General features: G+C 41.5%; 31 protein-coding genes, 3 pseudogenes and 1 riboswitch. Of the genes and pseudogenes, 27 read left to right on the forward strand and 7 right to left on the reverse strand.

Going from position 1 to position 26,970, the window contains the following annotated elements; translation table 11 throughout:
• Positions 1-41: 41 nt before the first annotated feature.
• The 4 genes and pseudogenes from hisD to N0M92_RS17370 all read left to right on the forward strand — a co-directional run.
• Positions 42-1,295: a histidinol dehydrogenase gene (gene hisD / locus N0M92_RS17355; protein ID WP_260286982.1), complete on the forward strand. Its 1,254-nt coding sequence runs from the start codon at positions 42-44 to the stop codon at positions 1,293-1,295.
• Positions 1,296-1,512: 217 nt separating this feature from the next.
• Complete coding sequence (locus N0M92_RS17360; RefSeq protein ID WP_260286983.1) at positions 1,513-2,739, forward strand: MFS transporter; 1,227 nt, start codon at positions 1,513-1,515, stop codon at positions 2,737-2,739.
• A 170-nt stretch (positions 2,740-2,909) separates the two neighbouring features.
• Positions 2,910-3,194: pseudogene (locus tag N0M92_RS17365) on the forward strand (iron chelate uptake ABC transporter family permease subunit); the annotation flags it as partial.
• A gap of 54 nt (positions 3,195-3,248) precedes the next feature.
• Positions 3,249-3,910, forward strand: a pseudogene (locus N0M92_RS17370) (ABC transporter ATP-binding protein); the annotation flags it as partial.
• An 85-nt stretch (positions 3,911-3,995) separates the two neighbouring features.
• Here the strand turns inward: N0M92_RS17370 and N0M92_RS17375 are convergent.
• Positions 3,996-4,334, reverse strand: coding sequence for a YmaF family protein (locus tag N0M92_RS17375; RefSeq protein WP_260286984.1), 339 nt, complete (start codon positions 4,332-4,334; stop codon positions 3,996-3,998).
• Positions 4,335-4,546: 212 nt separating this feature from the next.
• Between N0M92_RS17375 and N0M92_RS17380 the strand changes: the two genes are divergently transcribed.
• The 11 genes from N0M92_RS17380 (at position 4,547) to N0M92_RS17430 (ending at position 13,364) form a co-directional block, all read left to right on the forward strand.
• A complete protein-coding gene (locus N0M92_RS17380) occupies positions 4,547-5,524 on the forward strand; it encodes a zinc-dependent alcohol dehydrogenase family protein (protein ID WP_260286986.1) in 978 nt (325 codons plus the stop codon).
• 160 nt (positions 5,525-5,684) lie between these two features.
• Positions 5,685-6,995 (forward strand): amidohydrolase family protein, encoded by a 1,311-nt coding sequence (locus tag N0M92_RS17385; RefSeq protein WP_260286987.1) that lies wholly within the window; start codon positions 5,685-5,687, stop codon positions 6,993-6,995.
• A gap of 342 nt (positions 6,996-7,337) precedes the next feature.
• Complete coding sequence (locus N0M92_RS17390; RefSeq protein WP_260286988.1) at positions 7,338-7,721, forward strand: nuclear transport factor 2 family protein; 384 nt, start codon at positions 7,338-7,340, stop codon at positions 7,719-7,721.
• Between the two features lie 89 nt (positions 7,722-7,810).
• Complete coding sequence (locus tag N0M92_RS17395; RefSeq protein WP_260286989.1) at positions 7,811-8,284, forward strand: GNAT family N-acetyltransferase; 474 nt, start codon at positions 7,811-7,813, stop codon at positions 8,282-8,284.
• A gap of 128 nt (positions 8,285-8,412) precedes the next feature.
• Positions 8,413-8,524, forward strand: a riboswitch (SAM riboswitch).
• A 102-nt stretch (positions 8,525-8,626) separates the two neighbouring features.
• Positions 8,627-8,800 (forward strand): hypothetical protein, encoded by a 174-nt coding sequence (locus N0M92_RS17400; RefSeq protein WP_260286990.1) that lies wholly within the window; start codon positions 8,627-8,629, stop codon positions 8,798-8,800.
• Positions 8,801-8,864: 64 nt separating this feature from the next.
• On the forward strand, positions 8,865-9,881 hold the full coding sequence (locus N0M92_RS17405) for a methionine ABC transporter ATP-binding protein (protein ID WP_260286991.1): 1,017 nt from the start codon (positions 8,865-8,867) through the stop codon (positions 9,879-9,881).
• Positions 9,882-9,901: 20 nt separating this feature from the next.
• Positions 9,902-10,552 (forward strand): methionine ABC transporter permease, encoded by a 651-nt coding sequence (locus N0M92_RS17410; RefSeq protein WP_053537357.1) that lies wholly within the window; start codon positions 9,902-9,904, stop codon positions 10,550-10,552.
• A gap of 21 nt (positions 10,553-10,573) precedes the next feature.
• Complete coding sequence (locus tag N0M92_RS17415; RefSeq protein ID WP_260286992.1) at positions 10,574-11,446, forward strand: MetQ/NlpA family ABC transporter substrate-binding protein; 873 nt, start codon at positions 10,574-10,576, stop codon at positions 11,444-11,446.
• 81 nt (positions 11,447-11,527) lie between these two features.
• Positions 11,528-12,730, forward strand: coding sequence for a M20 family metallopeptidase (locus N0M92_RS17420; RefSeq protein ID WP_260286994.1), 1,203 nt, complete (start codon positions 11,528-11,530; stop codon positions 12,728-12,730).
• A 207-nt stretch (positions 12,731-12,937) separates the two neighbouring features.
• Positions 12,938-13,144: a Fur-regulated basic protein FbpA gene (locus tag N0M92_RS17425; protein WP_260286996.1), complete on the forward strand. Its 207-nt coding sequence runs from the start codon at positions 12,938-12,940 to the stop codon at positions 13,142-13,144.
• 25 nt (positions 13,145-13,169) lie between these two features.
• Positions 13,170-13,364 carry a Fur-regulated basic protein FbpA gene (locus tag N0M92_RS17430; RefSeq protein WP_260286997.1) on the forward strand — a complete coding sequence of 65 codons (195 nt, stop codon included), beginning with the start codon at positions 13,170-13,172 and terminating at the stop codon, positions 13,362-13,364.
• Here the strand turns inward: N0M92_RS17430 and N0M92_RS17435 are convergent.
• Entirely contained in the window at positions 13,345-13,965 is a 621-nt protein-coding gene (locus N0M92_RS17435; RefSeq protein WP_260286998.1) for a dienelactone hydrolase family protein, read from the reverse strand. The two genes, N0M92_RS17430 and N0M92_RS17435, sit on opposite strands and share 20 nt — an antisense overlap.
• 202 nt (positions 13,966-14,167) lie before the next feature.
• Between N0M92_RS17435 and N0M92_RS17440 the strand changes: the two genes are divergently transcribed.
• The 3 genes from N0M92_RS17440 (at position 14,168) to N0M92_RS17450 (ending at position 15,797) form a co-directional block, all read left to right on the forward strand.
• On the forward strand, positions 14,168-14,782 hold the full coding sequence (locus N0M92_RS17440) for an undecaprenyl-diphosphatase (protein WP_260286999.1): 615 nt from the start codon (positions 14,168-14,170) through the stop codon (positions 14,780-14,782).
• A 139-nt stretch (positions 14,783-14,921) separates the two neighbouring features.
• Positions 14,922-15,347: a 3-hydroxyacyl-ACP dehydratase FabZ gene (fabZ, locus tag N0M92_RS17445; protein WP_260287001.1), complete on the forward strand. Its 426-nt coding sequence runs from the start codon at positions 14,922-14,924 to the stop codon at positions 15,345-15,347.
• Positions 15,348-15,374: 27 nt separating this feature from the next.
• Positions 15,375-15,797, forward strand: coding sequence for an NUDIX hydrolase (locus N0M92_RS17450; RefSeq protein WP_260287002.1), 423 nt, complete (start codon positions 15,375-15,377; stop codon positions 15,795-15,797).
• 64 nt (positions 15,798-15,861) lie between these two features.
• Here the strand turns inward: N0M92_RS17450 and N0M92_RS17455 are convergent, their stop codons facing one another.
• The gene (locus N0M92_RS17455) at positions 15,862-16,443 is read right to left on the reverse strand and encodes an LOG family protein (protein WP_260287003.1); all 582 of its coding nucleotides are present in this window, start codon (positions 16,441-16,443) and stop codon (positions 15,862-15,864) included.
• A gap of 98 nt (positions 16,444-16,541) precedes the next feature.
• Between N0M92_RS17455 and N0M92_RS17460 the strand changes: the two genes are divergently transcribed.
• The 3 genes from N0M92_RS17460 (at position 16,542) to N0M92_RS17470 (ending at position 20,950) form a co-directional block, all read left to right on the forward strand.
• Positions 16,542-16,862, forward strand: coding sequence for a MazG-like family protein (locus N0M92_RS17460; RefSeq protein WP_260287004.1), 321 nt, complete (start codon positions 16,542-16,544; stop codon positions 16,860-16,862).
• A gap of 272 nt (positions 16,863-17,134) precedes the next feature.
• The gene (locus tag N0M92_RS17465) at positions 17,135-17,713 is read left to right on the forward strand and encodes a TetR/AcrR family transcriptional regulator (RefSeq protein ID WP_260287005.1); all 579 of its coding nucleotides are present in this window, start codon (positions 17,135-17,137) and stop codon (positions 17,711-17,713) included.
• 69 nt (positions 17,714-17,782) lie between these two features.
• Positions 17,783-20,950 (forward strand): bifunctional cytochrome P450/NADPH--P450 reductase, encoded by a 3,168-nt coding sequence (locus N0M92_RS17470; RefSeq protein WP_260287006.1) that lies wholly within the window; start codon positions 17,783-17,785, stop codon positions 20,948-20,950.
• Between the two features lie 40 nt (positions 20,951-20,990).
• On the opposite strand, the gene N0M92_RS17475 is transcribed toward N0M92_RS17470, so the two are convergent.
• Together N0M92_RS17475 and N0M92_RS17480 are read right to left on the reverse strand one after the other, a co-directional pair.
• Positions 20,991-21,188: a hypothetical protein gene (locus N0M92_RS17475; protein WP_260287007.1), complete on the reverse strand. Its 198-nt coding sequence runs from the start codon at positions 21,186-21,188 to the stop codon at positions 20,991-20,993.
• Entirely contained in the window at positions 21,166-21,507 is a 342-nt protein-coding gene (locus N0M92_RS17480) for a hypothetical protein (protein WP_260287008.1), read from the reverse strand. Before N0M92_RS17480 ends, N0M92_RS17475 begins: the two co-directional genes overlap by 23 nt.
• Positions 21,508-21,681: 174 nt before the next feature.
• Between N0M92_RS17480 and N0M92_RS17485 the strand changes: the two genes are divergently transcribed.
• On the forward strand, positions 21,682-22,131 hold the full coding sequence (locus tag N0M92_RS17485) for an NUDIX hydrolase (protein ID WP_260287009.1): 450 nt from the start codon (positions 21,682-21,684) through the stop codon (positions 22,129-22,131).
• A gap of 53 nt (positions 22,132-22,184) precedes the next feature.
• Here the strand turns inward: N0M92_RS17485 and N0M92_RS17490 are convergent.
• A pseudogene (locus N0M92_RS17490) lies at positions 22,185-22,421 on the reverse strand (NCS1 family transporter); the annotation flags it as partial.
• A gap of 225 nt (positions 22,422-22,646) precedes the next feature.
• On the opposite strand from N0M92_RS17490, the gene N0M92_RS17495 reads away from it, so the two are divergent.
• A complete protein-coding gene (locus N0M92_RS17495) occupies positions 22,647-22,877 on the forward strand; it encodes a DUF3953 domain-containing protein (protein ID WP_260287010.1) in 231 nt (76 codons plus the stop codon).
• Between the two features lie 121 nt (positions 22,878-22,998).
• Entirely contained in the window at positions 22,999-23,685 is a 687-nt protein-coding gene (locus N0M92_RS17500; RefSeq protein ID WP_260287011.1) for an MBL fold metallo-hydrolase, read from the forward strand.
• A 318-nt stretch (positions 23,686-24,003) separates the two neighbouring features.
• Here N0M92_RS17500 and N0M92_RS17505 read toward each other — a convergent pair whose 3' ends face one another.
• Positions 24,004-25,392, reverse strand: coding sequence for an aminotransferase-like domain-containing protein (locus N0M92_RS17505; RefSeq protein WP_260287012.1), 1,389 nt, complete (start codon positions 25,390-25,392; stop codon positions 24,004-24,006).
• Positions 25,393-25,568: 176 nt separating this feature from the next.
• Here N0M92_RS17505 and azlC point away from each other — a divergent pair, with 176 nt between their 5' ends.
• From azlC to N0M92_RS17520, 3 genes are all read left to right on the forward strand, one after another.
• A complete protein-coding gene (azlC, locus tag N0M92_RS17510; protein WP_260287013.1) occupies positions 25,569-26,324 on the forward strand; it encodes an azaleucine resistance protein AzlC in 756 nt (251 codons plus the stop codon).
• Complete coding sequence (locus N0M92_RS17515) at positions 26,321-26,653, forward strand: branched-chain amino acid transporter permease (RefSeq protein WP_192206430.1); 333 nt, start codon at positions 26,321-26,323, stop codon at positions 26,651-26,653. Before azlC ends, N0M92_RS17515 begins: the two co-directional genes overlap by 4 nt.
• A 128-nt stretch (positions 26,654-26,781) precedes the next feature.
• The coding region (locus tag N0M92_RS17520; RefSeq protein WP_260287014.1) for a hypothetical protein at positions 26,782-26,970 on the forward strand (189 nt) is incomplete at its 3' end.

The raw sequence follows: 26,970 nt of genomic DNA on the forward strand, positions 1-26,970 counted from the left end.
CAGCCGTCTCTTCACTAAACAACGATTAGGGGGAAAATAGGATGGAATATTTGAAAAAAGCGGACGTATTTGAACAGACCTCTTCACATGAAGTAGAACAAACGGTGAAGTCCATTATTGAAAATGTAAAAGCAGGCGGGGATGATGCCGTCCGGGAATATGAAAAAAAATTCGGTGATTCCGATCGTCCGGTCCGGGTTAGTGAAGAGGAGATCGAGCGTTGTATCAGGACTCTTCCTGAAGAGGTAAAAGTACTGATTGACCGGGTCGTGGAAAGAGTCTCCGAATTCGCTAAAGCACAGTTAAGTTGCCTGACTCCATTCGAAAAGGATTTTGGCGATGGAATCAGGATGGGTCATAGAATCGTACCAATCGAAAAGGTGGGTGCTTATATACCAGGCGGGAGATTTCCGTTATTATCATCAGGACCAATGGTCGTTGCCCCAGCAAAGGTAGCGGGAGCAAAAAGAATCGTTGCAGCAAGCCCGGCCAATTATGAAGGCGGCATCCATCCGGCAGTTTTATATGGATTGATCCGCTCCGGTGCTACAGACATTTTTGCAATTGGCGGGGCGCAGGCCATTGCCGCCATGGCATATGGAACCGAGTCCATCCCGGAAGTGGATATCATCGCTGGACCAGGAAACCGGTTTGTAGCAGAAGCAAAACGACAAGTGTTCGGTAAAGTGGGCATAGACCTTATTGCTGGACCGAGTGAAGTGATGGTTTTTGCTGATGATTTTGCGTCACCCACGAAAATAGCGGCCGATTTACTAGCCCAGGCTGAACACGATCCGTACGCACGGGCCATTCTGGTCACAACGTCCCGAACGGTTGCCGAAGAAACTGAAAAAGAAATCCAAGGCTTTTTGAAAACCTTCTCACCATCTTCCCCTGCACACGAATCATGGGAAAAAAGAGGGGAAATCATCCATGCAGATTCATTACAAGAAGGACTGGATATTTGCAATGATTATGCCATTGAACATTTACATTTGCATATTAAAAATAGCCGCGAATTGATGGATAAACTAAATAACTATGGATCATTGTTCCTTGATGAAGGCAGTTCCGTCGTCTTCTCTGACAAAGTCTCCGGAACGAACCATACATTGCCGACACAAAAGGCAGCAAGATATACGGGCGGACTTTGGGCAGGAAGTTATGTGAAAGTCATGACACATCAGGAAATCACGGGCCAAGGCATACAATTCCTGGCATCCCATGCGGAAGATCAATCCGAAATCGAAGGCTTGGAAGGCCATAAATTATCGGCCACTGTCAGGTTGACATGAGTGTGCTTCTAAATGATAAGGGTTGCTGAAAACGCATTCAATTAATGATATGCTTCCGGTGCAGCCGCTTGAAGAAATGGATACTCCCATTCTGCCTGAAATGTCGGGTGGATGGGCTGTATCAACCCTGGAAAGTAAATGAGAATATGTGTAACCATAATAGCATCGCCTTTATGTCCAGTGGGACAAAAGGGAGGGGAATGAAAGGGTGGAATATATGAACAAAACTAATAAAATTAATAATCGGAAAGAAACCATCTTATTCTTTATCATTAGCTTGTTGTTCTTTGTCACCATTACGGCATTTGATCCATTTATCTCCTCTTATGCTAAAGATCTTGGGTTCGATTCAGTTGTGATAGGTAGTATCATCGGAATTTCAGGGATTGTTGCTTTATTGACACGGCTTCCGATAGGCGTATTTTCGGATATGCTGCATAAACGAAGATTGTTTATCCAAATGGGGTTGCTGATAACCATCGTAATGTGGACGCTGGCCTTTTTCATACCAAGTTCAACAACATTGTACCTTGGGAAAATTTCGGACGGTTTAACGGGTTCCACTTGGGTTATTTACAATGTTATGTTCGCCTCTTATTTTGGTGTGAAGGAAGCTGCAAAAGCAGTGGCGATATTGGGTGTTGCATCGCCGGTCGGTTCCATACTCGGGACGACCATCGGTGCAGTAGTGGCCAATAGTTACGGGTATCGGTATAGCTTTTTAGTAGCGGTGGCCGCCGCCATACTTGCGCTGGCTTTAACGTTTTTCACAAAAGACCTAAGTATTAAAGGGGTAAAAGTTAAATACGATAAGAAAATACTTGTCGAGCAAATCACCGATAAAAAAATCTGGGTCATTTCGGTTTTGGCAACGATTGCTTTGATGGTCACCATTGGAACAAGGGATACATTCACACCTTTAGTTGCAACCGACCTTGGAGCAAATCCACTATTGATTGGCATGCTGGCAAACACTCACCTGATCATATATGGTTTAGCCGCAGGATTATGTGGTGCCCTTTTTTATAAAAAAATCGGTTTAATGAATACAGCGATTTTGGGAGCGGTTTTACAAGGGGTCATCATCATATTGATTCCTTATGCTGAAAATTTAACGATGCTTTTTCTATTACAGGCATTTCAAGGCTTCGGTTACGGATTGATCTTTACGGTCGTCACTTCCTGGGCTGTTGAAAATATCCCGGAGATTAAACAATCCACGAGAATGGGCTTGTTCCAAAGTTTATATTCTGCTGGTATGTTTTTAGGACCTGTCCTAATCGGCATCTTGATTGAAGTGTTTTCTAGATCGACAGGCTACCTGATCATGGGGGCATTATCAATCGTTTCTACCATTCTTATTAAAACCTCCATAAAACGCCCAAAAAAAGAAGCTACAAATGAAGAATATCCTCTTGAAGAGATGCTGATTGAAAGAAAATAGTTTCTTTGAAAAGGCAATACAAGGAGAGCAGACCTTAACGGGTTTGCTCTTTTTTTACTTTTTTTAAAGTTCAACTTCACGTAAACAATAAAATGCATGCAGGTTGCCTTAATGGCCAAAATGATCTTTATTCAGCTTTTATCGGAGCGGCGGTCATGGCGGCAATTTTGATGCTATTTGTTTATAAAAAAGGAGCCCAGCCAAATACAATCGCTTTGGTGGGAATTGCTTTAGGGACCATATATCAAGCGGGGATAGAGTATTTCTTGGTCAAGTTCCCGGATGATGTAAACACGATACTGCTGTGGCTGACTGGCAGTCTATGGGGAAGAGTATGGGATCAAGTATTCATTTTGCTTCCAATTCTTGTCCTTGTCCCGGTATTGATTGCCTTAACTTCTAAAATGGATGTACTTAGCCTTGGCGACGATATAGCCACAGGTCTCGGTGAAAGATTAAAATTACTGCGTTATATGTTGTTAAGTGTTTCTGTCATATTAATCGGAGTTACCATTCTACGGTCTCTAGCCAGATTATTAACACCCCAGCAAGGCACGATCTATTTAGATGGAAAAGCCATTCATCTTCAATCTTCCAAGGATGTGGCAAAGAAATTGGCTATCTTACCCCAAGCTCCGGAAGCTCCTGAAGATATTACCGTTAAAGAACTGTGCTATTATGGCAGGCATCCGCACAAAGGCTTATTTTCCAGACAAACCCCGGAAGATCATGCCATTGTCGACCGTGCATTATCCGCAACAAAAATGACGGAATTCGCTGATCGGACATTGGATGCATTATCTGGAGGACAAAGGCAAAGGGCATGGATTTCAATGGCTTTGGTACAAGAAACCGACCTATTACTGTTGGATGAGCCGACAACCTATCTGGATTTAGCGCACCAAATTGAAATACTGGAATTACTGCGCGATTTAAACCTCACTCATGGGCGTACGATTGTCATGGTCCTGCATGATTTGAATCAAGCGGCACAGTATGCCGATCATCTGATCAGCATCAAGAAGGGGAAAATCTATAAAGAAGGACCGCCTGAAACGGTCTTTACAAAAGAGATGATCAAGGACGTCTTCGGACTGGAATGCTGCATTATTGAAAATCCTGTTGATCAACGCCCCTATGCATTCCAATTGGTTTATCTCAAGATCAGTGAGATGCATTTAGAGGCAGACGATCGGAGGCAAAAAAACATCAGGGGGATTTCACATTCCCCTGATGTTTTTTGTTTATCATGTATCTTATTTATTCCCTGGAGCAGGTTGGTCGACCCCTTTAATTCTATGGCTATGCCCATCATCTTCCGTTGTGTAAAAATCGTAATAGTGAACGTGCATTCCATTTCCAACCGGGATGGGTGGTCCCGAATATGCCTTATAATAATGGGTATGCCCATCCTCAAATAACACATATCCTTCAGTATAATGAATATGTTCTCCCTCTTGTGATGAAATTGGCGGGGAAGTTACATCTAAACATTGATGGACATGGCCGTCCGCTACGGAGGTATAATCAACAGATCCATGATTATGATGTGGTACGAACCCAGATACAAAATCATCTTTTCCTACTTTATTCAATCTCTCCACCCCTTGTATAAACAAACGTTTTATAAACCATATGCTTGGAAAAATAAGAAGATTCTTAACGTCAAATTTATGTAAAGGGATTAACACGTGAAAAACCACAATACATGTACATAAATCCAGAGTTAAAAGCGCTTTAAGTGCCAGGTGGGATCAGTTTAAATGATAAAATAGAAAGACTAATAAATTGAAGGAGGCTTATCATCTTGGAAGCCAAATGTGTTAAGTTCTATGAGTTCGGGAATCCGCAAAAGGTTTTAAAAGTTGAAAATAAATGTATTCAAAAACCTTTCGAAGGGGAGGTCCTCGTTCGGATGACTTCACGTCCCATTAACCCGTCTGATTTGCTGCCCATTCGCGGTGCATATTCCCACCGAATTCCCTTGCCTTCCATACCCGGATATGAAGGGGTCGGCATTGTAGAAGAGGTGGGTCCATCGGTTTCGAACGAGCTGATAGGCAAGCGTGTTCTGCCTTTGCGCGGTGAAGGGACCTGGCAGGAATATGTTAAAACATCAGCGGATTTGGCCATCGTCATTCCCGATTCGATCGAGGATTATATTGCAGCGCAATTATATATAAACCCGATAACCGCATGGCTAATCTGTACAGAAGTATTGGCATTGAAACCCGATGATGTATTACTCGTAAATGCTTGCGGATCAGCCATTGGCCGTATCCTTGCCCAGTTATCCAAGATACTTGGATTTAAGCTGATTGCTGTAACGAGAAACAATAAGTATACGGAGGAACTGCTTAAACTTGGTGCTTCATATGTGATCGATACGTCCCGATCATCCTTGCAGGATGAAGTGATGGAATGGACGAATGGGCGCGGAGCGAAAGCGGCCATAGATTCAGTGGGCGGCAACGATGGTTCAGAGCTAGCTTTTTGTGTTCGGCCTAATGGCATCTTATTAACGATTGGCCTTTTATCAGGACAGTCTGTAAATTGGGCGGAAATTTCACAAAGGACAAAAGTGGATGTTAAAATGTTTCATCTTCGGCATTGGAATCAGCAGGCTTCTGTACAAACTTGGCATGAAACGTTTAACCTTTTGATGGGTTTCATTAATGATAAAAGATTGAAGTTCATGATGCCGGCTTCCTACTACAGCCTTCAAGATGTGCAAGAAGCCATACAAGTCGCCAGCAATGGAGGGAAGATTTTCTTAAACAACTGATTTCGCATGAGTCATGCATCTTGGAGCTCTTCCAATAGGTTCCTAAGGTAAATGGAAATGGTCCCTGATAATATGAAATTACTTGATTACCTGTAAGATGCTAGTTTAGAATGCGGAATAGACCATGTTGATACATGATACGACTTTGGAGGAACTACTTATGAAAACCATATATGTGAATGCTACATTTTTTACTATGGACAAGGAAAATCAAATCTTTGAAAACGGCATGATGATTGTACAAGATCATTCCATATCTTACATCGGCCAGCATGATGAACAACAATTGGCAGATGCAGATCAGGTGGTCAACCTTGGCGGGAAATGGATCATGCCAGGCCTTGTGAATGCCCATTCGCATATTGTAATGACCCTTTTACGCGGAATCGGGGACGATATGCTGCTGAAGCCATGGCTTGAAACGAAAATATGGCCGCTTGAAAGCCAGTTTACAACGGAAATCGCCTCTGTAAGCTCTCAGCTTGGCATTATGGAAATGATGAAATCAGGAACCACGACATTTTCGGATATGTTTAATCCGAATGGAATAGATGCAGGTGCTGTCATGGAGACGATAGGTGAAACAGGAGTGCGCGGAGCATTCTCCTACACGATCTTCAGCTTGGGTACCGAAAAAGACCAAAAAGCGAACCTCATGGGGGCAGAAATGTTTTCAAAAAACTATAAAACGTTTGCCGATGGACGCCTGACTACCATGGTCGCCCCACATAGCCCATATGCCTGCACACCTGAAGCGATCATGGAAAGTGCACGGATTGCAAAAGAGAATGATTTGATGGTGCACATCCACGTATCGGAAACGGATTTTGAAATCCTCGACATCGAAAAGCGTTACGGATCCCGTCCTGTCGAGCACCTTCGCCGTCTAGGTCTGTTCGATCAGCCTACCGTGATGGCACATGGTGTGGTTCTCAATGATGAAGAGCGGGCGATACTGAAACAGCATGATGTTCGCGTTGCCCACAATCCAATCAGTAACCTGAAGCTCGGATCTGGAATTGCCGATGTCGTCAGTCTCCTTGATGCAGGCATTAAAGTGGGAGTAGCAACAGACGGTGTCGCCTCCAATAACAACTTCGATATGTTCGAAGAAATGAGGACAGCTGCATTACTGCAAAAAGGAATCTATAAGGATGCCACCAAATTCCCTGCCCAAACAGCCCTCGCCATGGCCACAAGAATGGGCGCAGAAGCGATAGGCATGAGCCATACAGGATCACTGGAAGCTGGTAAAAAAGCAGATTTCATCACCATTTACCCATATGACAAAGAACATCTGCAGCCGCTGAGTGAAGCCTATTCGCACCTGCTCTATGCAGCACGCGGAAATGATGTATGTGATGTATACATCGATGGCAAAATGGTCGTGAAAGATCGCCGCTGCTTAACGATCGATGAAGAAAAAGTAATCGCCGAAACGAATCGCCTGCAAGGTACACTATCACGTTAACCTGATGGGAAAACAAACGGATGCACAGAAAAAGGAGCTGCCATTTGCAGCTCCTTTTTTTTTGGAATCAATGATGAAGATGTGGGAGGATCAGTAAGGAATAATTCGCAGCGAATGGCCGTCAAAAAGGAATGACCGCTAGTATTGTAGAATAAATTGTAACTAACACTCTGAAGTCCATCCTGAGTCCAGTTTCTTGGAAATATGAAAACAAGTAGGTATGGCAAAAACGGTTAAATACAAAAAACGTTGCTGACCGCAAAATATTAACCAACTGGATAAAAAATCTTTGCCGGCATGGATCATGAATTTCACAATAGCTGAAAAAGGAGGGCAAGATGAATGGAAAGTGAATCTTCGTTGTTAAAAGAGCATTTGTATCAGCTAGAGGAGAAATTGTTAAAGTCTGAAGTCCGTAAATCACCAGAAGAGCTTTCATTATTATTGAAAGATGATTTCTTTGAGTTCGGCAGTTCGGGTAACATATGGTCAAAAAACGATTTTTTGGGACAAGAGGGAGCCGGAGCGGTGAAGATGACACTAAGTCAATTTGATATGCATCCATTGTCTGAGGATACCGTTTTAACGACGTACCGGATTTTTGATGAAGATAAAGTGGAACATACCTTAAGGAGTTCAATCTGGAAATGTACGAATGGAAGATGGCAAATGTTTTTTCATCAAGGCACAAAAACGAAAGGGCCCCGCAAAGCCTATTATTTATGAAAAAGAAAAAAATAAATATCATAAAAATGCGTAAGTAAAATGAGATTTGCTTGTTTTAAAAAACTATTTCACTAAAATGATAGGGGTGGGTGAATCTGATCTTTCGTACCATTGATACCGATAAAGATAAAGAGATCATCATTAAATTCAGGAAAGATTCCTATGTTGTAAGTTTTGGATCTGAAGATGGTTTTGGAGATGAGAATACATATCTGCAACGAATGAAAGAACGGGTCCGGAAATTTCCGGATGGACAGGTGATTATTGAAAAGGACCAAGAACCGATTGGCCAGATGGAACTTCAAATTCGTGAGTATGAAGGAACGGAGATCGGCTATGTGAATCTTTTTTATCTTATTCCCGATTACCGCAGTAAAGGCCTTGGCAAGGAATTGGTTCGTTACGCAGAAAACTTTTTCAGGCAATTTAACGTCTCCGAATATCATTTAAGGGTTTCTCCGGATAATGGAAGGGCGATTCGTTTATATACGAATTCAGGCATGAAGAAGATAAGCGAAGAAAATGAAAAATACCTTGTATGGAGAATGAGTAAATCGATTTAAAATTATATTAATATAATTAAAATCTATCAATTCACTATACTGTAAAAATATTTAGCGTGATGAAAAACACGGTTGACTTTAGAGAAATTAGAATATATAGTGAAGGACATAATTAAATATAACGTTAATTCTTATCAAGAGATGTGGAGGGACTTGGCCCTATGATACCTCGGCAGCGGGTTTTTACTTTTGTAAAAATACTGTGCTAATTCCAACGGACGAAAGTTTGAAAGATAAGAAGGAGCTTTTCTTAGATAATTAATTTAAGAGTTTACTCTTTTTGATGTCTAAAAGAGGCCTCTTCTGTCTGATGACGGAAGAGGCCTCTTTTGTTTATTCAAAATGTATATGGTTATTTGGAGTATTGGTGCATTTACTCGTAAGTTTGGCAGGTTTACTCGTGAGTTTCACGTATTTACTCGTGAATTTGGCAGATTTACTCGTGAGTTTCACGCATTTACTCGTGAATTCCGCGCATTTACTCGTAAGTTCCAAAAATTAACCTTATCATTATGAAACTTGGCAAAGCTCTTCTCTAGATAATGAATTCGTACAAATAAACAGCATGGGGGGAGATTGGATGATTGAGTTTCAACATGTCAAAAAGGTTTATCAAACAAAGAAACAGACTGTCGAGGCTTTGAAGGGCATCAATTTGACAGTGGAAAAGGGGGATATATTCGGTGTAGTCGGTTATAGCGGGGCCGGGAAGAGTACGTTGATCAGGTTGGTCAATTTGCTTGAACATCCTTCAGATGGTTCGGTGATTGTTGGGGGCAAGGATTTAACCAAATTGAACCCGAAGGAATTGCGGGCAGAAAAGAAAAAAATCGGGATGATCTTTCAGCATTTCAATTTGCTGAACTCAAAGACCGTTTTTGATAATATCGCCATGCCGCTGATTTTATCGGGAACCCCTAGTAAAGAAATCAAAAAGCGGGTAGGCGAGCTGTTGGAGTTCGTTGGCTTATCGAGCAAAGCAAAGAGTTATCCGGAACAATTATCCGGCGGTCAAAAGCAGCGGATCGGCATTGCGAGAGCATTGGCCACCAATCCATCGATCTTATTGTGTGATGAAGCTACCTCGGCATTGGATCCACAAACAACGAGTGCCGTTCTTCAGCTCTTAAAGAAAATCAATAAAGAATACAATATCACCATTCTGCTAATCACTCATGAGATGTCTGTCATTAGGGAAATTTGCAATAAGGTAGCAGTCATGGAGGGCGGATGCGTCGTTGAACAAGGTTCGGTTTTCGAGGTTTTTGCGAAGCCGCAAACGGATATTGCAAAAAACTTCGTGAGAACGGTCATACATGACGAAATCCCACAAAGTTTCCTAAAAAGCATAGGGTCCCATATCCCGATTATTTGGAAAATTAATTTTATTGGGACTACTTCGGGTACTCCTTTACTTTCAACGATCTCGAAGAAATATGATGTTCATTTAAGTGTTTTATCAGCCAATATTTCTGAAATTCAGGAAACGCCTTTCGGGAATTTGATCATCGAAGTGACAGGAAACAAAAATGAGGTGGACAAAGCTTATCAATATATTAAAGATGAGGGGATTCTCGTCCAGGAGGTGCAGGTTTAATGGGTAATACGCTTTGGGGAATGGAAATAACGGCAGATCAGCTGTCGACAGCTTTCGGTGACACACTTTATATGGTAGCCATCTCATTGGTATTTTCCGGATTGATTGGGCTTCCGCTCGGTATCCTGCTTGTCATTACAAGAAAGGGTCACATCCTGGAGAATAAATGGGTCTTTAATGTATTGAACCCGATCATCAATATATTGCGGTCGGTTCCTTTCATCATCTTGCTTGTAGCACTTATTCCGTTTACAAGAATGATTGTAGGCAGTGCAATCGGAACGAATGCGGCGATTGTTCCGTTAATCTTTTATGCGGCTCCTTATATTGCCCGGCTTGTGGAGAACTCCCTGTTGGAAGTGGACAAAGGGATCATCGAGGCAGCTCAGGCGATGGGGGCGACGACATGGCAAATCATTTACCGCTTTTTGATTCCCGAGGGACTTAGTTCATTGATCCTTACATTTACAACAGCGACAATCGGGCTTGTTGGTTCTACGGCCATGGCAGGTGCCGTCGGTGCAGGCGGGGTAGGAGATCTAGCTTTGGCTTACGGTTATCAAAGGTTCGATACGATGACGATGATCGTCACGGTGGCGGCGCTCGTGATCATCGTTCAATTATTGCAATCCACCGGGAATTTCGTTTCAAGAAAAATCAGAAGAAGATAAACATAACAGGAGGCATGAGAAATGAAGAAAATCTTATTAACGATCATCGTATTGGCATTGGCCATCGTGTCTGCAGCATGCGGGAAAAAAGAAGGTGCATCAGGCGGTTCGGATGATGTGAAAACAGTGAAAGTCGGTGTCAGCAGCGGGGATACGAGAACATGGGAATACATTGTCGATATAGCGAAAGAGGAAGGGCTTAATATCGAACTGGTCACTTTCAATGATTATATCCAACCGAACCTTGCGTTAAGTGAAGGTGAAATTGATGCCAATTCATTTCAAACGGTCGCTTACTTCGATGAATTCGTTCAAGATCAAAATCTGAAATTAGAGGCCATCGGGTCGACTGTCATTGCGCCTATGGGCCTTTATTCGAAAAAACATAAAAGTCTTAAGGATCTTCCGGATGGTGCTACGATTGCCGTTCCGAATGAAGCGACAAACTTTGGCCGTGCACTGCTCCTTCTTCAGGAAGCTGGATTGATTACTTTGAAAGAGGAATTCAATGGATCGGGATCATTGGAAATCATTAAGGACAATCCGAAAAAATTGAAAATCCAGCCTGTTGCTGCCGGCAATACGCCTCGTCTATTGGATGATGCCGATGCTTCAGCCATCAATAATAACTTTGCCGTCGAAGCGGGCCTTACTTTAAAAAATTCATTATTCCATGAAAGTAAAACGGCGAAACCATATATTAATATCATTGCAGTTAAAAAGGGCAATGCCGATCGTCCTGAGCTGCAAAAATTAGTGGAGCTTTATCAATCGAAAAAAGTGGAAGCGTTCATTGAAAAAACGTTTAAAGGAAACACCATTCCTGCATATGTTTCTGTAGATGAATTGGTCAATTACCAGGATGCTTGGACAAAACCAGCTAATGAAAAATAATGCTTGAGAACAAGTGAAGGAATGCCGGATGGATGAAAGATGCCTCTCCGGCTCCTTAAACCAAAAAGGGGAGATACGAATATGGCGAGAGAATTAGTGCAGAAGCAGCATCAGCAGATCATTGAAGATCACATCGACCTTCATTCCAAATTATATATCGAAACGAGTCAAGCCATTCATGCCAAACCCGAGATTGGGAATCAAGAATTCTTCGCTTCGGATACATTAACCGGAATACTTCGAAATGAAGGATTTGAAGTGACCCGCAATATTGCCGGACATGAAACAGGATTCATCGCCAAAAAAACCTCTTCAAAGAAAGGACCCACAATTGCCTTTTTAGCCGAGTATGATGCATTGCCGGGTTTAGGCCATGCTTGCGGTCATAATATTATCGGCACAACAAGTGTTGCAGCGGGCATTTCCTTGGCTCAAGTACTGGAGGAAACGGGCGGAGAGGTGATTGTTTTCGGAACACCGGCAGAAGAGGGCGGTCCGAATGGAAGCGCAAAAGGGAGTTTTGTGAAGCACGGTTTATTTGATGGGGTAGATGCGGCCATCCTTATCCATCCTGCCGGGAAAACGGGTGTCACAAGTCCGTTTTTGGCTGTCGACCCCCTTGATTTTCATTTTTACGGGAAGTCAGCGCATGCAGCAGCTGCACCTGAAGAAGGCGTGAATGCACTTGACGCGGTGATTCAGCTTTTCAATGGCATTAATGCTTTGCGCCAGCAGCTCCCAGCTGAGGTCAAAATCCATGGTATCATCACCAATGGCGGGGAAGCGCCTAACATCATTCCTGAATATGCTTCCGCCAGATTTTACATTAGAGCAACAACATGGAAACTTTGCCAAGAAGTGTCCAAAAAAATACGTGCTGTTGCTGAAGGTGCAGCACTTGCCACAGGAAGTAACGTAAAAGTTGAACGCTTCCAAAATGAAGTGCTCGATTTTGTCATTAATCCAGTCCTGGATGAACTGTTAAAAGAAGAACTGGACCAATTAGGGGAAGCGGTGGCTCCTCGAAAAGAGAGCGGCTATGGCTCGACGGATGCAGGTAATGTAAGCCATGTAGTGCCGACAGCACATCCTTACATAAAAATTGGCCATGATGAGCTGATTGCCCATACGAATGAATTCCGCGACTGTGCCAAATCCCCTGCTGGAGACAAAGCCATCCTGACCGGAGCAAAAGCCCTTGCACTTACAGGGTATAAATTGATTTCGGATCAAGACCTGTTGGATAAAGTGAAAGCAGCATTTCATGAAGCGAAGCAAAAATAAATAAGATGCAGGAAAAAAATTATTGACTGCGGATTACAGAGTTAGTATCATTAAAAATAATAATACCTAGTAATTAAATAGGAATTATAGGTTAATTGACCGGAAAACCGGAGACTTTTCTTTCATGTAAAGAGGTGTCTCCGGTTTTTTTTGAATGGGCAAGCCGAAAGATTATCTTTCAATACGTATAAAAAAGGAGGATTTAACATGGGGATATTATTACGTAAAGCGATTGAGAAAAAAAGAAACTTCCTGATAAACAAGTTGATTAACAAGGGAGTTTATAAAAAGAATGACATCCATCTTTTTGAATTGACCTTAACCGATTTAGAGAATGAATATATGAAAATAAGTAAAATCGGGGAGAAGGAATCCGACGGTCATTCCCCCTGTCTAAGGATACATTTCATATAATATCAGAATAAAAGGAGAGGGAGAAATGAGGAAGGGCGTGGAAGAACGGCGGAAGGCATTGATCTATAAACTGATGATCCATACTGTAAATAAGAGTGTGGAACAGTTGATGAACTTAACTTTAAAAGAATTGGAAACAGAGTATAAAAAGGTTCAAAATGACTGTCATCCCCATAGTGATGCGGGTTCGATACATTGGATCAATGCAAAACGGCATTAGGCCGATGTTCATGATCCATAAAAAATTTCATCATTTTGCTAACGGCTATCTGTGCTGATTCTGCATGATAGTTTGAGCTGTAAGGGTCGCTGAATCCGTGTTTTCCATTGAATTTATGAATTTCTAGATTCTGTATTTCTAAAGCTGAAATTAACTCGTCCACATTAAATGAAGGCTCTTCCAGTGGGAAAAATAGCAATGCAGGGCATTGTGGCGCTAATTCTGCATAATTCCTAATACGCGAACCGTAGTATCCAACTATTCCATCGACACATTCTTCCTCACTGCACAGCCATGCTACAGTTGCCCCTGCACTGAATCCAAGGATAAAAATCTTTGGGTATTCATCTTTAATATCCGATAATATATCCTTTATTTTATGTAAAGCGCCCGTGAAGCCCACGTTCTCCATAAAATGCCGATACGCAGCCTCCTCTTGGGAATAATCAAAAGGCGTCTCCCGTTCTAACAAATCCGGACAAATCACATCAAAACCCTGTTTTGATAATAACTCACAAAAACCCTGCATATGTTGGTTCAGTCCATATATTTCGTGAATGACAATGATGACAGTATCGGAATTTTTCTGAATGTGCAGCATTTTTACCCTCCTTGTTTTTAATGGATTATATAGAATGTTCAGGAAATATACAAGAAGATTTAATACACTAGCGAAACTGCATAGGAACTAACATGCGTGTGACAAAATTGTAAGATAATGGATTAAACTGTTAGGAAGAACGATGGAGATATACTTCCTTTCTCTTTTAATATGTAAGAAAAAGAGGAAGGTTGGGTAAGGAATGGATTTTTTTGAGCTGAATATCAAGGTATTTAGAATGATCAATGACCTAGGGAAACAATATGATTATTTAAACCCCTCTGCCATTTTCATTGCCGAGTACATGGTTTTTTTCTTAGCATTAGCTGTCATCGTAATATGGTTCACTCGAAATGAACAGAGTAGAATGATGGTTGTTTGTGGGATGATTACATTTGTAATAGCAGAAGTGATGGGGAAAATGGCAGGGAAATTGCATTCAAACAATCAGCCATTTGCTGAATTGACCAATGTTAATAAGTTGATTGAAAAGGCAGTGGATAATTCATTTCCAAGCGATCACACCATCTTGTTTTTCTCGTTTTGTGTATCCTTTTGGCTTTACAAAAGAGGATGGTGGCTGTTATGGATCATGCTGGCATTCCTTGTTGGCATTTCCCGTATTTGGGTAGGTGTCCACTTTCCGGCGGATGTGCTGGCAGGAGCTATCCTGAGCACCATTTCAGGCTTGGCGGTTTACCTTGTTGTTCCTAAAATAAGCTTGATTCATAAATTATTAGGGGGCTATGAGAGATGTGAACAAATGATTCTAACCCCGTTAACAAAAGCGAAGGAAAAAAGATCAAAGGATTTGTAGGCGGAATCAAAAAAAGGTTGCTCAGGCAGCCTTTTTTTGTTGACTGAAGTGCAGTCTGATAAATACAAAAATATCCACATCATGTTGTTGGATGGTAAAATAAAGGGAAAAACAATCCATTGTAATGGGGGACTTAATATTGATTGATATCCAGGAAATCAAAGATATTATCAGGCATCGCTATCCATTTCTTTTAGTTGATAGAGTACTGGAATTGGAGGAAGGAAAGAGAGCGGTGGCCATTAAAAATGTTTCAGCAAATGAAGAGTTTTTTACTGGTCATTTTCCAAATTATCCAGTGATGCCAGGTGTATTGATCGTGGAGGCATTAGCGCAGGTAAGTGCTGTTGTCATGCTTACAAAAGAAGAAAATAAAGGACGGATCGGGCTTTTGGCTGGAATCGATGGATGTCGTTTTAAAAAGCAAGTAAGGCCAGGGGACCAGTTACGTTTAGAAGTAGAGATTACTCGCTTGAAAGGTCCCATCGGTAAAGGAAAAGGAAGGGCTACTGTCGATGGAGAAACTGTATGCGAGACAGAAATCATATTTGCTTTTGGTGATTGATCTATCATGTGCAATAACGGGGGAATGATGGTGAAGCCGATAAAAAAAGCTTATGGGTATGTGACAAGAATCAATAAGGGAGAAACACAGGTATTGGTTTTTCAACATCCCATTAAGGAAGCGGGCATACAGATACCCAAGGGAACAGTGAGGCCTCAAGAAGATGCTTGCCAAGCGGTGATTAGGGAAATGAAAGAAGAAACAGGTCTGGAAAATTTTCATGTGCAGAAATTAATTGCGGAAGATTTTTGGGAGAACGCCGACGGAGCCGTACATAATAGATATTTTTACCAAATACATGTATACGATGTTCCTGATGAATGGGACCATCAACCAACGGGTGGAGGAGATGAAGAAGGGCTGACATTTCATTTCTTCTGGATTTCATCCGAACATGAAGTGCAACTTAGTAAAGGACATGGAGATTATTTAAACCTGATATTCAATTAGCAGTCAGTGCGCAGCAGACAACCGGCCAAGGTCATTATTGATCTTGGCCGGCTGTTTTTTATGATCAGGTTTGTTTTTCGGTAATGAAAGTTTTTACGCTTGGCGGTTCATATGTATTAAATTGATCAAGAAGTCCATTTGGTTCAACATCCACCAGCGCCATGGAACGGAATTTTTCATGCAGGAATTGTTCGTCGGACATATGATTGAATAAAGCGACCAAAGGATCATAATAGTGATTGATATTCAAGAGTCCGCAAGGTTTTTGATGAAGACCGAGCTGAGCCCAAGTGAAAATCTCAAAGAATTCTTCCAATGTTCCTGGCCCGCCTGGCAAAGCCATGAACCCATCTGCAAGCTCAGCCATTTTTGCTTTTCTTTCATGCATGGATTCCACCACGATCAATTCAGTTAAGTTCTTATGCGCTATTTCCTTTTTTTCTAGAAAATCTGGCATGACGCCAACTACTTTTCCGCCTGCTTCCAGAACGGAATCTGCAACTGCGCCCATGATTCCTACACTTGAGCCCCCATAGACAAGGGTAATATTACGTCTTGCCAGTTCCGCACCCAGTTTTTTAGCCTCATCTACATAGACAGCAGATGCACCTTTGCTTGATCCACAAAATACAGCTAGACTTTTCAAAACATCACATCTCCCATTTAGTAATCTTCCTTTCTTATCATACAAAATTCAGGAAGATTTGTTAAACTTGAATTAATCTAACTGAAAGGTGGATGAATATGAACGTCACTGAATTTCAACAATGGGTGAAAGATTATTATGAAGCACGAGGATGGTCAGAATTGGACATTTTCATTCGCATCGGCTTTTTGGCAGAAGAAACTGGCGAAGTGGCACGAGCCATTCGCTCCCTTGAAATTGGCAGGGATAGACCTGATGAGGTCATTGGTTCGTATGAAGAAAACAAACAGGAGTTAACCGAAGAATTGGGAGATGTGCTAGGAAACTTGATTGTGATTGCGAACAAGTACAATATCCCATTGGAAGAAGTGTTCAATGCCCATAAAAAGAAACTATCTGAACGCTATCATCATGCATAAGAACCTTTGATTCAATGGATTAACATGAAAATCATCCTGTTTTAAACTTGAAGAGCTGTGACTAACAGCTTTTTTTATCGGTAAATTATAGGTAGTATTACCTATTTAATGCATAAAAAATAAAAAAACCATACTTCGATCCCCCTTTGTTAACAAATAATTCACAAAATCTGGGTAGTATGCGCGATTGAGATGGGATTTTATTGGGTATACACTTACACTGAAAGGAATGAACATTCATTCCGCATCTTGAAACAAAGGGGTGAATCATTATGATCACTGCAGTAAATAAACGAGACAGTATAGTATCCAGCGCTTTAGAGCTATTCGCAGAACGGGGATATGATGCGACGACGATTCCGATGATTGCTACATCGGCTGGAGTTGGAGCGGGTACCATTTATCGATATTTCGAGAATAAGGAAGTGCTGGGCAACAAGATTTTTCAAGAGTACTTGGATATTTTTACTGAAACGGTCAAGAATGGATTTCCTCATGATGATTCAATTCGCAATCAGTTTCACCATATTTTTAAATCAATGGTTCACTTTACAACCGAGCAGGACCAAGCCATTTATTTTATTAAAATCCATAGTGGAGCCCATTTTTTAAATGAAGATAGTCATGCTAGCTTTCAAGGGTTATTGGATATATTTAGAAATTTCTTTGAATCAGGAAAAGAGAAAAAAGAAATAAAGGAGCTTCCTTCTTCCGCTTTGATTGCCATCATTTATGGAGCCTTTCTTGAACTTGAGCGACTTGTTCGCATCGGGGAGTTAGATCCTGACCCAAAACTTTTGGCAGATGTGGAGGAAAGCTTTTGGGATGCAGTCCGATTGCACGCCTGGTAAATTTTTAACATGTAAACGGAATGAACGTTCATTCCGCATTCTAAACTATTGTAAAGAGGTGCTAATAAAATGGAAAACACAACTCAGTTTCCACAGCCAAAGACATATGGCCCCCTAGGCAGCCTGCCTATCATTGATAAGGATAAGCCGCTTCAGTCCTTCATGAAGCTGGCACGAGAACTTGGGCCGGTTTTTCAGTTTCAATTTCCGGGTCGAATCACTACATTCGTATCCAGTGCCGACCTCGCAAAAGAAATTTGTGATGAAACAAGGTTTGATAAGAAAGTCGGTCCAGCCCTGCAAAAAGTGAGAGCATTTGGCGGCGATGGCCTTTTCACAAGTGAAACGGAGGAGCCAAATTGGAAAAAGGCCCATAACATCCTGCTGCCCAGCTTTAGCCAGCAAGCAATGAAGGGATATCATGCCAAAATGGTGGATCTTGCTACCCAACTCATTCAAAAATGGGCCCGCCTGAATCCGGCTGATGGGATAGATGTTCCCGAAGATATGACACGATTGACCTTGGATACGATCGGACTCTGCGGGTTCAATTACCGTTTTAACAGCTTTTATCGGGAGACCACCCATCCATTTGTCACAAGTATGGTGCGTGCGTTGGATGAAGCGATGAGCCAAACGCAGCGGCTTGGCATCCAAGATAAACTGATGATCAAATCTAAAAAACAATTCAGGGAAGACATTCAATATATGTTCTCTCTAGTGGATGAATTGATTGCTGACCGAAAACAAAATGGTGATCAGGGAGAAGATGACCTTCTTTCCCATATGTTGAAAGGAGTCGATCCCGAAACGGGCCTATCACTGGATGATGAAAATATTCGCTTTCAAATCATTACCTTTTTAATAGCTGGGCATGAAACGACGAGCGGTCTCCTATCGTTCGCCATCTATTTCCTCATGAATAACAAAGATAAGTTAAAAAAAGCGCAGCAGGAAGTCGATGAAGTGCTAGGTGATGATGTTCCTGATTACAAACAAGTGAAAAAGCTGAAATATGTAAGGATGGTGCTGAATGAAACGCTTCGTCTGTGGCCGACAGCTCCGGCGTTTTCCGTTTATGCGAAAGAAGATACCATGCTGGGTGGAAAATATAATGTGAAGAAAGGTGATGTGTTCTCGCTGCTCATTCCCGAACTTCACCGTGATCCATCCGTTTGGGGTAATGATGTTGAATCGTTCATTCCAGAGCGGTTCGAGGATTTGGATTCCATCCCTTATCATGCTTATAAACCGTTTGGAAACGGGCAGCGCGCCTGTATCGGACAGCAGTTTGCCCTTCATGAAGCGACACTGATGCTTGGTATGGTTTTACAGCACTTTGACTTGATTGATCATGAAGGATATCAATTGGATGTTAAAGAAACTTTGACTCTCAAACCGGACGGATTGACCATGCGCGTTTCGCCGAGGAAGCCGGCGATGTCATTTACCGCTGCTCCTCCAGAATCAAAGCCAGCGGACAAAGGAGCCACGGTATCTTCAAGCGAATCAGCACATGGGACACCATTACTCGTCCTGTTTGGATCAAATATGGGAACAGCGGAAGGGATTGCTCGTGACCTTGCCGAAACAGGGAAGCGACAAGGCTTCAATGCCAAGGTTGCCCCTTTAAATGATTACACCGATCGGCTTCCCCAAGAAGGAGCTGTTCTTATAGTCACGGCATCTTATAATGGAAATCCACCGGATAATGCAGGTGACTTCGTTTCATGGCTGAAGGAAAGCAAGGGTAACACATTGGATGGTGTTCAATATGCGATCTTCGGCTGCGGGGACCGCAATTGGGCCAATACGTACCAACGCATTCCGATCCTCATTGATGAGCAGCTGGAACAAAAAGGAGCAGTGCGGCTGTCGGAAACAGGCTATGGAGATGCAAGCGATGACTTTGAAGGAGATTACGAGAAATGGACAGAAGCCCTTTGGCCGAATCTCGCCAAAACCCTGAACATTGAAGTGAATAGGAATGATCGGGCAGTCAGCTCGATTACGATGAACTTCGTAAGTGATGTGAGCGGCACACCACTTGCCCGCACCCATCATGCTTTTACTTCCATCGTAAAAAGGAATGTAGAATTACAACATGAAGATAGCGGAAGAAGTACAAGGCATATAGAATTAACTCTGCCAGAGGGAATACATTATCAGGAAGGCGATCATCTCGGGGTACTTCCGCAAAATCCATCGGAACTTGTCGAGCGAGTGCTCAGTCGATTTAATCTGAACGGTCAAGATTACGTGAATCTGACTGGGGATTCCGGAAAAGCTGCCCATCTTCCTACAGGAAAACCGGTAAAACTAGAAGAATTACTATCAAACCATGTGGAGTTCCAAGAACCCGCCACCCGGTCTCAAATTCGGGCGCTTGCCGCTCATACGGTATGTCCTCCGCATGTAAAAGAACTTGAAGATCTACTTTTGGACAGTACCTATAAACAAGAAATCCTGAACAAGCGCATAACCATGCTTGACCTTATAGAAAAGTATCCTGCATGTGAAATCCCATTTGAACGTTTCCTGGCTTTACTGCCACCTTTAAAAGCAAGATACTACTCTATCTCAAGCTCACCACTCCACAACGAAGGAGAAGCAAGCATCACCGTCAGCGTCGTCCGTGGAGAAGCTTTGAGCGGAAACGGGGAATACAAAGGAATTGCATCGAATTATTTGGCAGAACGCTCCCAAGGAGACAAAATAGCCTGCTTTATCAATACGCCGCAATCCAACTTCCAACTTCCAGAGAAAACAGGAAAACCAATCATCATGATTGGACCTGGGACGGGAATTGCACCATTCAGGGGATTCATACAGGCACGCCGCGCTTTGAAAGAAAAAGGTGAAACTTTAGGGGCTGCTCACCTTTACTTTGGATGCCGTAATCCGGAACACGATTTCCTCTATCAAGAAGAACTCGTGCAAGCCGAACAAGAAGGCCTTGTAACACTGCACACCGCTTACTCCAGATGTCCCGGTCAAGAAAAAACATATGTCCAGAACCGATTAGCGGAAAACGCCCATGAAATCCTTCCTTTATTAAAAGAAGGCGGGCACCTATACATCTGCGGAGACGGAAGCAAAATGGCACCCGATGTTGAACGAACACTAATCGAAAGCTATATGCATTTCTATCAAACATCGAAAGAAGAAGCCACAATATGGCTGCAATCATTAGAGGAAAATGGCAGATATGCCAAAGATGTTTGGGCAGGAGCATAAATAGGAGGTGCAGCGATTCTTAAGGGAATCGCTGCTTTCTTTATGAATGAAATGATAAAACAGCGAAATCACGAGTAAACAGCGTGAATTCACGAGTAAACAGCGCAAATTCACGAGTAAATAGCGTGAATTCACGAGTAAACAGCGTGAATTCACGAGTAAATAGTGTGAAATCACGAGTAAACAGTGTGAATTCACGAGTAAACAGCGTGAATTCACGAGTAAACAGCGAATTCACGAGTAAACAGCGCAAACTCACGAGTAAACAGTGCGAATTCACGAGTAAACAGTGTGAATTCACGAGTAAACAGCGTGAATTCACGAGTAAACAGCGTGAATTGACGAGTAAACAGTGTGAATTCACGAGTAAACAGCAAAAACTCACGAGTAAACAGCGCAAACTCACGAGTAAACAGCGTGAATTCACGAGTAAACAGCGTGAATTCACGAGTAAACAGCGTGAATTCACTAATAAATGCGCTAAAAATAGAAGTATTGGAACTAATGGGGAGTGCATTCATACATTGGCGGGGAGCGTTTACGGATTCTTTATTCATTGTTAAAATTTGAGAATGTGTTAATACTTTGGAGGCAGCAGAAGTGAAAAAAGCTAATGATTTTAGGCAAAGATCTTTCCTATAAAAAGGGGTTAAGTATTTTTTAGCATCACTCTTATTAAGCTGCCTAGCCATGAAGTACATTAATTAACGATAAAGGGGTCACTTTGAATAATGTTTAAGTATACGGTTTGTTTTGTAAAGAAGAATAATGAACTACTCATGCTTAACCGGGAGAAAGCTCCTATTATGGGTGTTTGGAACGGGGTGGGGGGCAAAATCGAGAAAGGTGAAACACCTGATATAGGTGCACAGCGTGAGGTATATGAGGAAACGGGCATAGACATAGGGACCTTTTTTTCTAAAGGAACCGTAACCTGGGAAACTCCAGAAGGTGAATTGGATGGAATATATGTATATTTGTATATGGCAGATGCAGATTTACTATATGAAACACCGAAAAAAACACGGGAAGGCATTCTTGATTGGAAATCTATTGATTGGATACTTCATCCGCTTAATCTCGGAATTGCCGAGATGGTCGCGCAGTATTTGCCGGTTTTATTGAAAAAAGAAGGAATCCATGCATTCACTTACAAAAATGGCCAGACATATATTTCATGAAACCAGCCTTACTTAAAAAGGGATACTGCCTAACTAGTATCCCTTCCAATAAGTTAAAACTCATTCTCGAATATCTTACCCTTTTTGAATCTTGAACCCTTAAAGGCAAACTTCATCAGGATAATGTAGGCAATGCCTGCCACGACAACGCCGATGATCCAGGTCAGCTCGTTTATAAAGGCAGCGCCGGCACCGATAAGCATGGTGAGCAGCGCACATGGATTATAACCTGCAAATGGCCCGTCTTCTCTGTGCAAATCAGCGACATTCATTTTTTGCTTTTTTAAGATTCGTAATAAAAAAATTACAAAAAAGCCAGGCCTGTAGTGCAGTAAATGCGTAAACATTCAATTAAATTAAAAGTCCTTACAGCCGATTAGTTTTATCAAAAAGCCAATCGGCCTTTTATTGCAGAAAAATTGGCTTGTGAATCAATGAATTTCCATTTTCTACACAAATGAAAAGGTGTCAAATGGTATGATTAAATAAAAAATAGTACTTAAGGGGAAATATTCTTGAAAATAGTTAAACTCATCTTAGCAATGATTGTTCTTGCAGTATCAGCCTATCAACTGATTACTGGGAATTTCGAGTTGATGCCGTATTCTATGTTGTTCTTGGGGGCACTTATGTTAGTAACAGGATTAGTCGAACTCCAAAAAGATAGAAAAGGAGGATTTTTGAGTTGCATTGTTGTCTCATTATTTCTTTTCTTTGTTTCCATACAGGGGTTCTTTTTGAACTGACAGGTGCTTTGCTTCAATAACTAGGTCGTTGCGGGCAGGGAAAGGTAGATTCTGTTAAAATTTTAGTTGAAGAATAGATGGAATATTTGGTTATCACAAACGGGAGGCTGGAGGAGGAAAAATGAAGATAATAGAACTGCCAATTGAATTTGAATTTAATGGGCAAAAAAATTACATTAATCCTAGTTTGATTATATGGAAGAATGAACTGACCTTGGTCGATACAGGTTATCCTGATTTTTTACCTTTAATTGAATATGAAATTATAAAAAATGGTTATGAAATGAAGAATTTAAAGAATATAATCATTACTCATTATGATATTGATCATATAGGTTCCTTATTTGATTTCAAGGAAAAGTATCCTTCTATTAACATTATAGCCAGTGAAGTTGAATCGAAATTTATTAGTGGTGAAATGAAGTCAGAGAGATTGGTTCAAGCCGAAGGAATGCTGGAAAATATGCCAAATCAAGAAATAGAATTCGGTAAATGGTTTATACAACAATTAAAGAAATTGAAGCATGTTTCAATTGATGAAAAGGTACATGATGGAGATTTGATTTTAGATAACGAATGCAGGGTAGTAGCAACACCAGGGCATACTTCAGGGCATATTTCATTATATTTTCCAAGTTTAAAAAGCGTAATATCAGGTGATGCAGCTGTTAAAGAGAATCATGAATTGGGCATTGCCAATCGACAATTCTGTTTAAATGTCGAGGAAGCAGAACAGTCTTTAAGTAAGATTAAAGATCTTAAAGCTGAAAGTTACTATTGTTATCATGGTGGGACATCCACTTTATAGGGTTAAAAAATTTGATTTCCACTTCAGGCACTCGCTTTCCGCGGGCGGTCCGGGAGCCTCCTTGGCGCTCTTTGCGCCTGCGGGTTCTCCTTAGGACACGTTTTTCCAAGCAGGAGTCCCGTACCTTCCGTTCCAATCAACTGGAACGGCTTTTAAATAAAAAACTATAGGCAAACTGACTTTTCTTCCATTTGGCTAAAGTCTTGTAATTTTGGCTCATCCCGATCCATGATTACAAGACTATGGTTTTCTTAATAGTTTTTAAATGACTGAAATCAACTGGAACGTTTTGTAAAAGACTCGATTTTCCGATTTTTTTCAGTTGAGATACTGTTTTAATATGTCTAATCCTATTCTTAACTCATCAAATGAGTTGGTCGAAGATAGTGCAATACGCAAATGCATATCAGGTGTGGTCTGCCCGCTTTGGAAACGATTGGAATGAAAAACTCGAATGCCGCGCTTTTTCAGATCTGTTTCCAGCTGTAACGCATCGTTATGTCCTTGAATGGGAAGCCAGCGATATAGACTGAGAGGATGTCCAACATCCTTTCTTAAAGGAAAATATTCCGAATAAATATCATTTGCAGTCTTGGCAAGGTGTTTCTTTTGAGAAACAATTTCATGAGCCTTTCCTGATAGAATAAGCTCTGTGATAACCTCTGCATCAAAAGAAGAGGTCTTTACATTTATGTTGAAAATGGCCTGGGAAATTTTATCGCGTAAAGCATCCCCATAGACCATATAGGCAACCCTTAACCCAGAACATATTGACTTAGAGGTGCCGCAAATATAAACGCACTGTTCTGGAAGCGATTGGTACATCGGCTGCCGGTAATCGGGGATAATCCCTGCCGTCAGAAATGCATGGATATCATCCTCAATCAAAATTAAACGATGCTTGCGGATGACCGCCGCTATTTCTTGCTTTCGAATATCCGACATCATGATTGTGGTTGGATTGTTGCAAGAGGGCATCAGAAAAATGCCGTTAATATTTATTTGACAACACTGCTTTTCAAGTTCGTCTGGCAGCATGCCAAACTGGTCACCGGGAATGGGAACTAACTTAATATGGAACATCTTTGCCAACTCGATGAAGTTCGAATAGGTGTATAAGTCGGTTGCAATTCTATTGCCGGGCTCAAACAAGGCAGCCAAGGCGACTGCCAATGCATTTTGGGCACCGGAAACGATGGCCATATGCTCTTGATCCGCGTGAATGCCGAAAGATTCCATCCAGTTTAGGGCTGCTGTTTTTTGATGTGGAATACCAGTCGGGTCGTTGTAATTCAGCAGCTGCTCCAAATAACTTTTGTTCACAGTTTTTTGAATAGTTTCTGATACAATATCATTGGTTTGCTCAAAAGAAGCCACAAAACCAAGATCAATGCTGTTTGCCGTTTTATCCACGGAAATGGTTATGGAACGAGTGGCGTTGGGAGCCACAAAGGTTCCGCTTCCCGTAACCGCATATATTAATCCCTTCACCTCGCATATTTTGTAGGAACGGGTAATCGTGGTGAAGTTTAAATCAAGAAAATCTGCCAATTCTCGTTGCGGGGGCAACTTCGTTCCAGGTGCTAAAAAACCATTAGTTATATCTTGTTCAAGTAATGATGCAAGGGATTTATAAAAAGGACGCTTTAATGCTTTCTTATCAGGTTTCCAGGACATTGGATAATTGTCAAATGAATTTACTGGCATGCTTCACCTCTACGATCTTATTCCATACAATCATATCATTTTTTGTATGGAATTCTAATCATGAAACGGGATGAGATATATAAGGATATCTATCAGTACCCCCATTTTAATGAAATGGGGGTATTTTATTTTAATTGTAATCCATACAATTAACTTGTTTTTTGTACGGATTTTGTATGTTACGTTTAAATAAATTTAGCCATCAGGATGTGATTTATATGAAAAATCGAACTCAAATGCTACCTGCATTTCGTGCAGCCTTTCCATACACAATGCCCATTTTTGCAGGCTTTTTATTTTTAGGCATCGCTTATGGGATCTTTATGAATTCATTAGGTTTCAGTGCGATTTACCCGATATTGATGAGTCTGACAATATTTGCAGGATCAATGGAGTTTGTTGCAGCCAACTTATTGCTTGTCGCATTCAATCCGATTAACGCCCTTTTTCTAACATTAATGGTGAATGCACGGCATTTGTTTTATGGCATTTCCATGCTGGATAAGTACAGGGGGACCGGGAAGAAAAAGCTGTATCTGATTTTTGGGCTTTGCGATGAGTCTTTTTCCATCAATTGTACCGTTTATGTTCCGAAAAAAGTAGACAAGGGCTTGTTCATGTTCTTCGTGACACTGCTCAATCATTCCTACTGGGTGATGGGAGCGACGATTGGCGGCATTTTTGGATCCCTTGTCAAGTTCAACACAGAAGGACTCGATTTTGTTATGACGGCCCTCTTTGTAGTCATTTTCATTGAACAGTGGATGAAAGAGAAAAACCATCATAGTGCTCTCGCAGGGCTTGGACTGTCAGCGGTCTGTCTTATTATTTTTGGCGGAAGCAATTTCATCATCCCTGCCATGTTTTCAATTTTGGGGGTACTCACCTTACTTAGAAAGCCATTAGAGAAAGTTGAGGTCAAGGCCGTATGACAATGGATTTAACACAGCAAATCATTACAATAGCAATGGTTGTTCTTGGCACGATGCTTACAAGGTTTCTTCCATTCATCGTTTTTCCATCGGGTAAACCCACACCGAAGTATGTACAGTATCTTGGTAAAATACTGCCATCCGCGGTAATTGGGCTTTTGGTCATTTATTGTTTAAAGGATGTGAGCTTACAATCCGGAAGTCATGGCCTCCCTGAATTTATGGCGATAGCGGTAGTTGCCCTGCTTCACATTTGGAAGAAAATGATGCTCCTTTCCATAGCGGGGGGAACGATTGTCTACATGATGTTGGTTCAATTGGTTTTTTAAATGGATAATAATCAGCACATCAAACACCGTCACAACACTCCCGTTCATTGAATCAGCTAAACCCGGAGACAAGATGGTGGTTCATTCAACGGAAATGACAGGATTTTATCGATTAGACGATGGAGGCAGTGTCATACCGTAAGGATCATTATTTTATTGCAATGGTTATTGTTCAGAGCTGTCCTCAAGACAGCTTTTTGTGCGACGGGCAGTCGTATGGGATGTTGACACTGTCAGCGTCCCTCATTTTCTTTATTCGACAGAGACGTCATTTCGATGAAACGACTGGTAAAAGAATGGAGCAATTGAATCCCAGA

Origin of the sequence: Peribacillus aracenensis (assembly GCF_025175645.1) — a bacterium.
Taxonomy (GTDB): domain Bacteria; phylum Bacillota; class Bacilli; order Bacillales; family DSM-1321; genus Peribacillus; species Peribacillus aracenensis.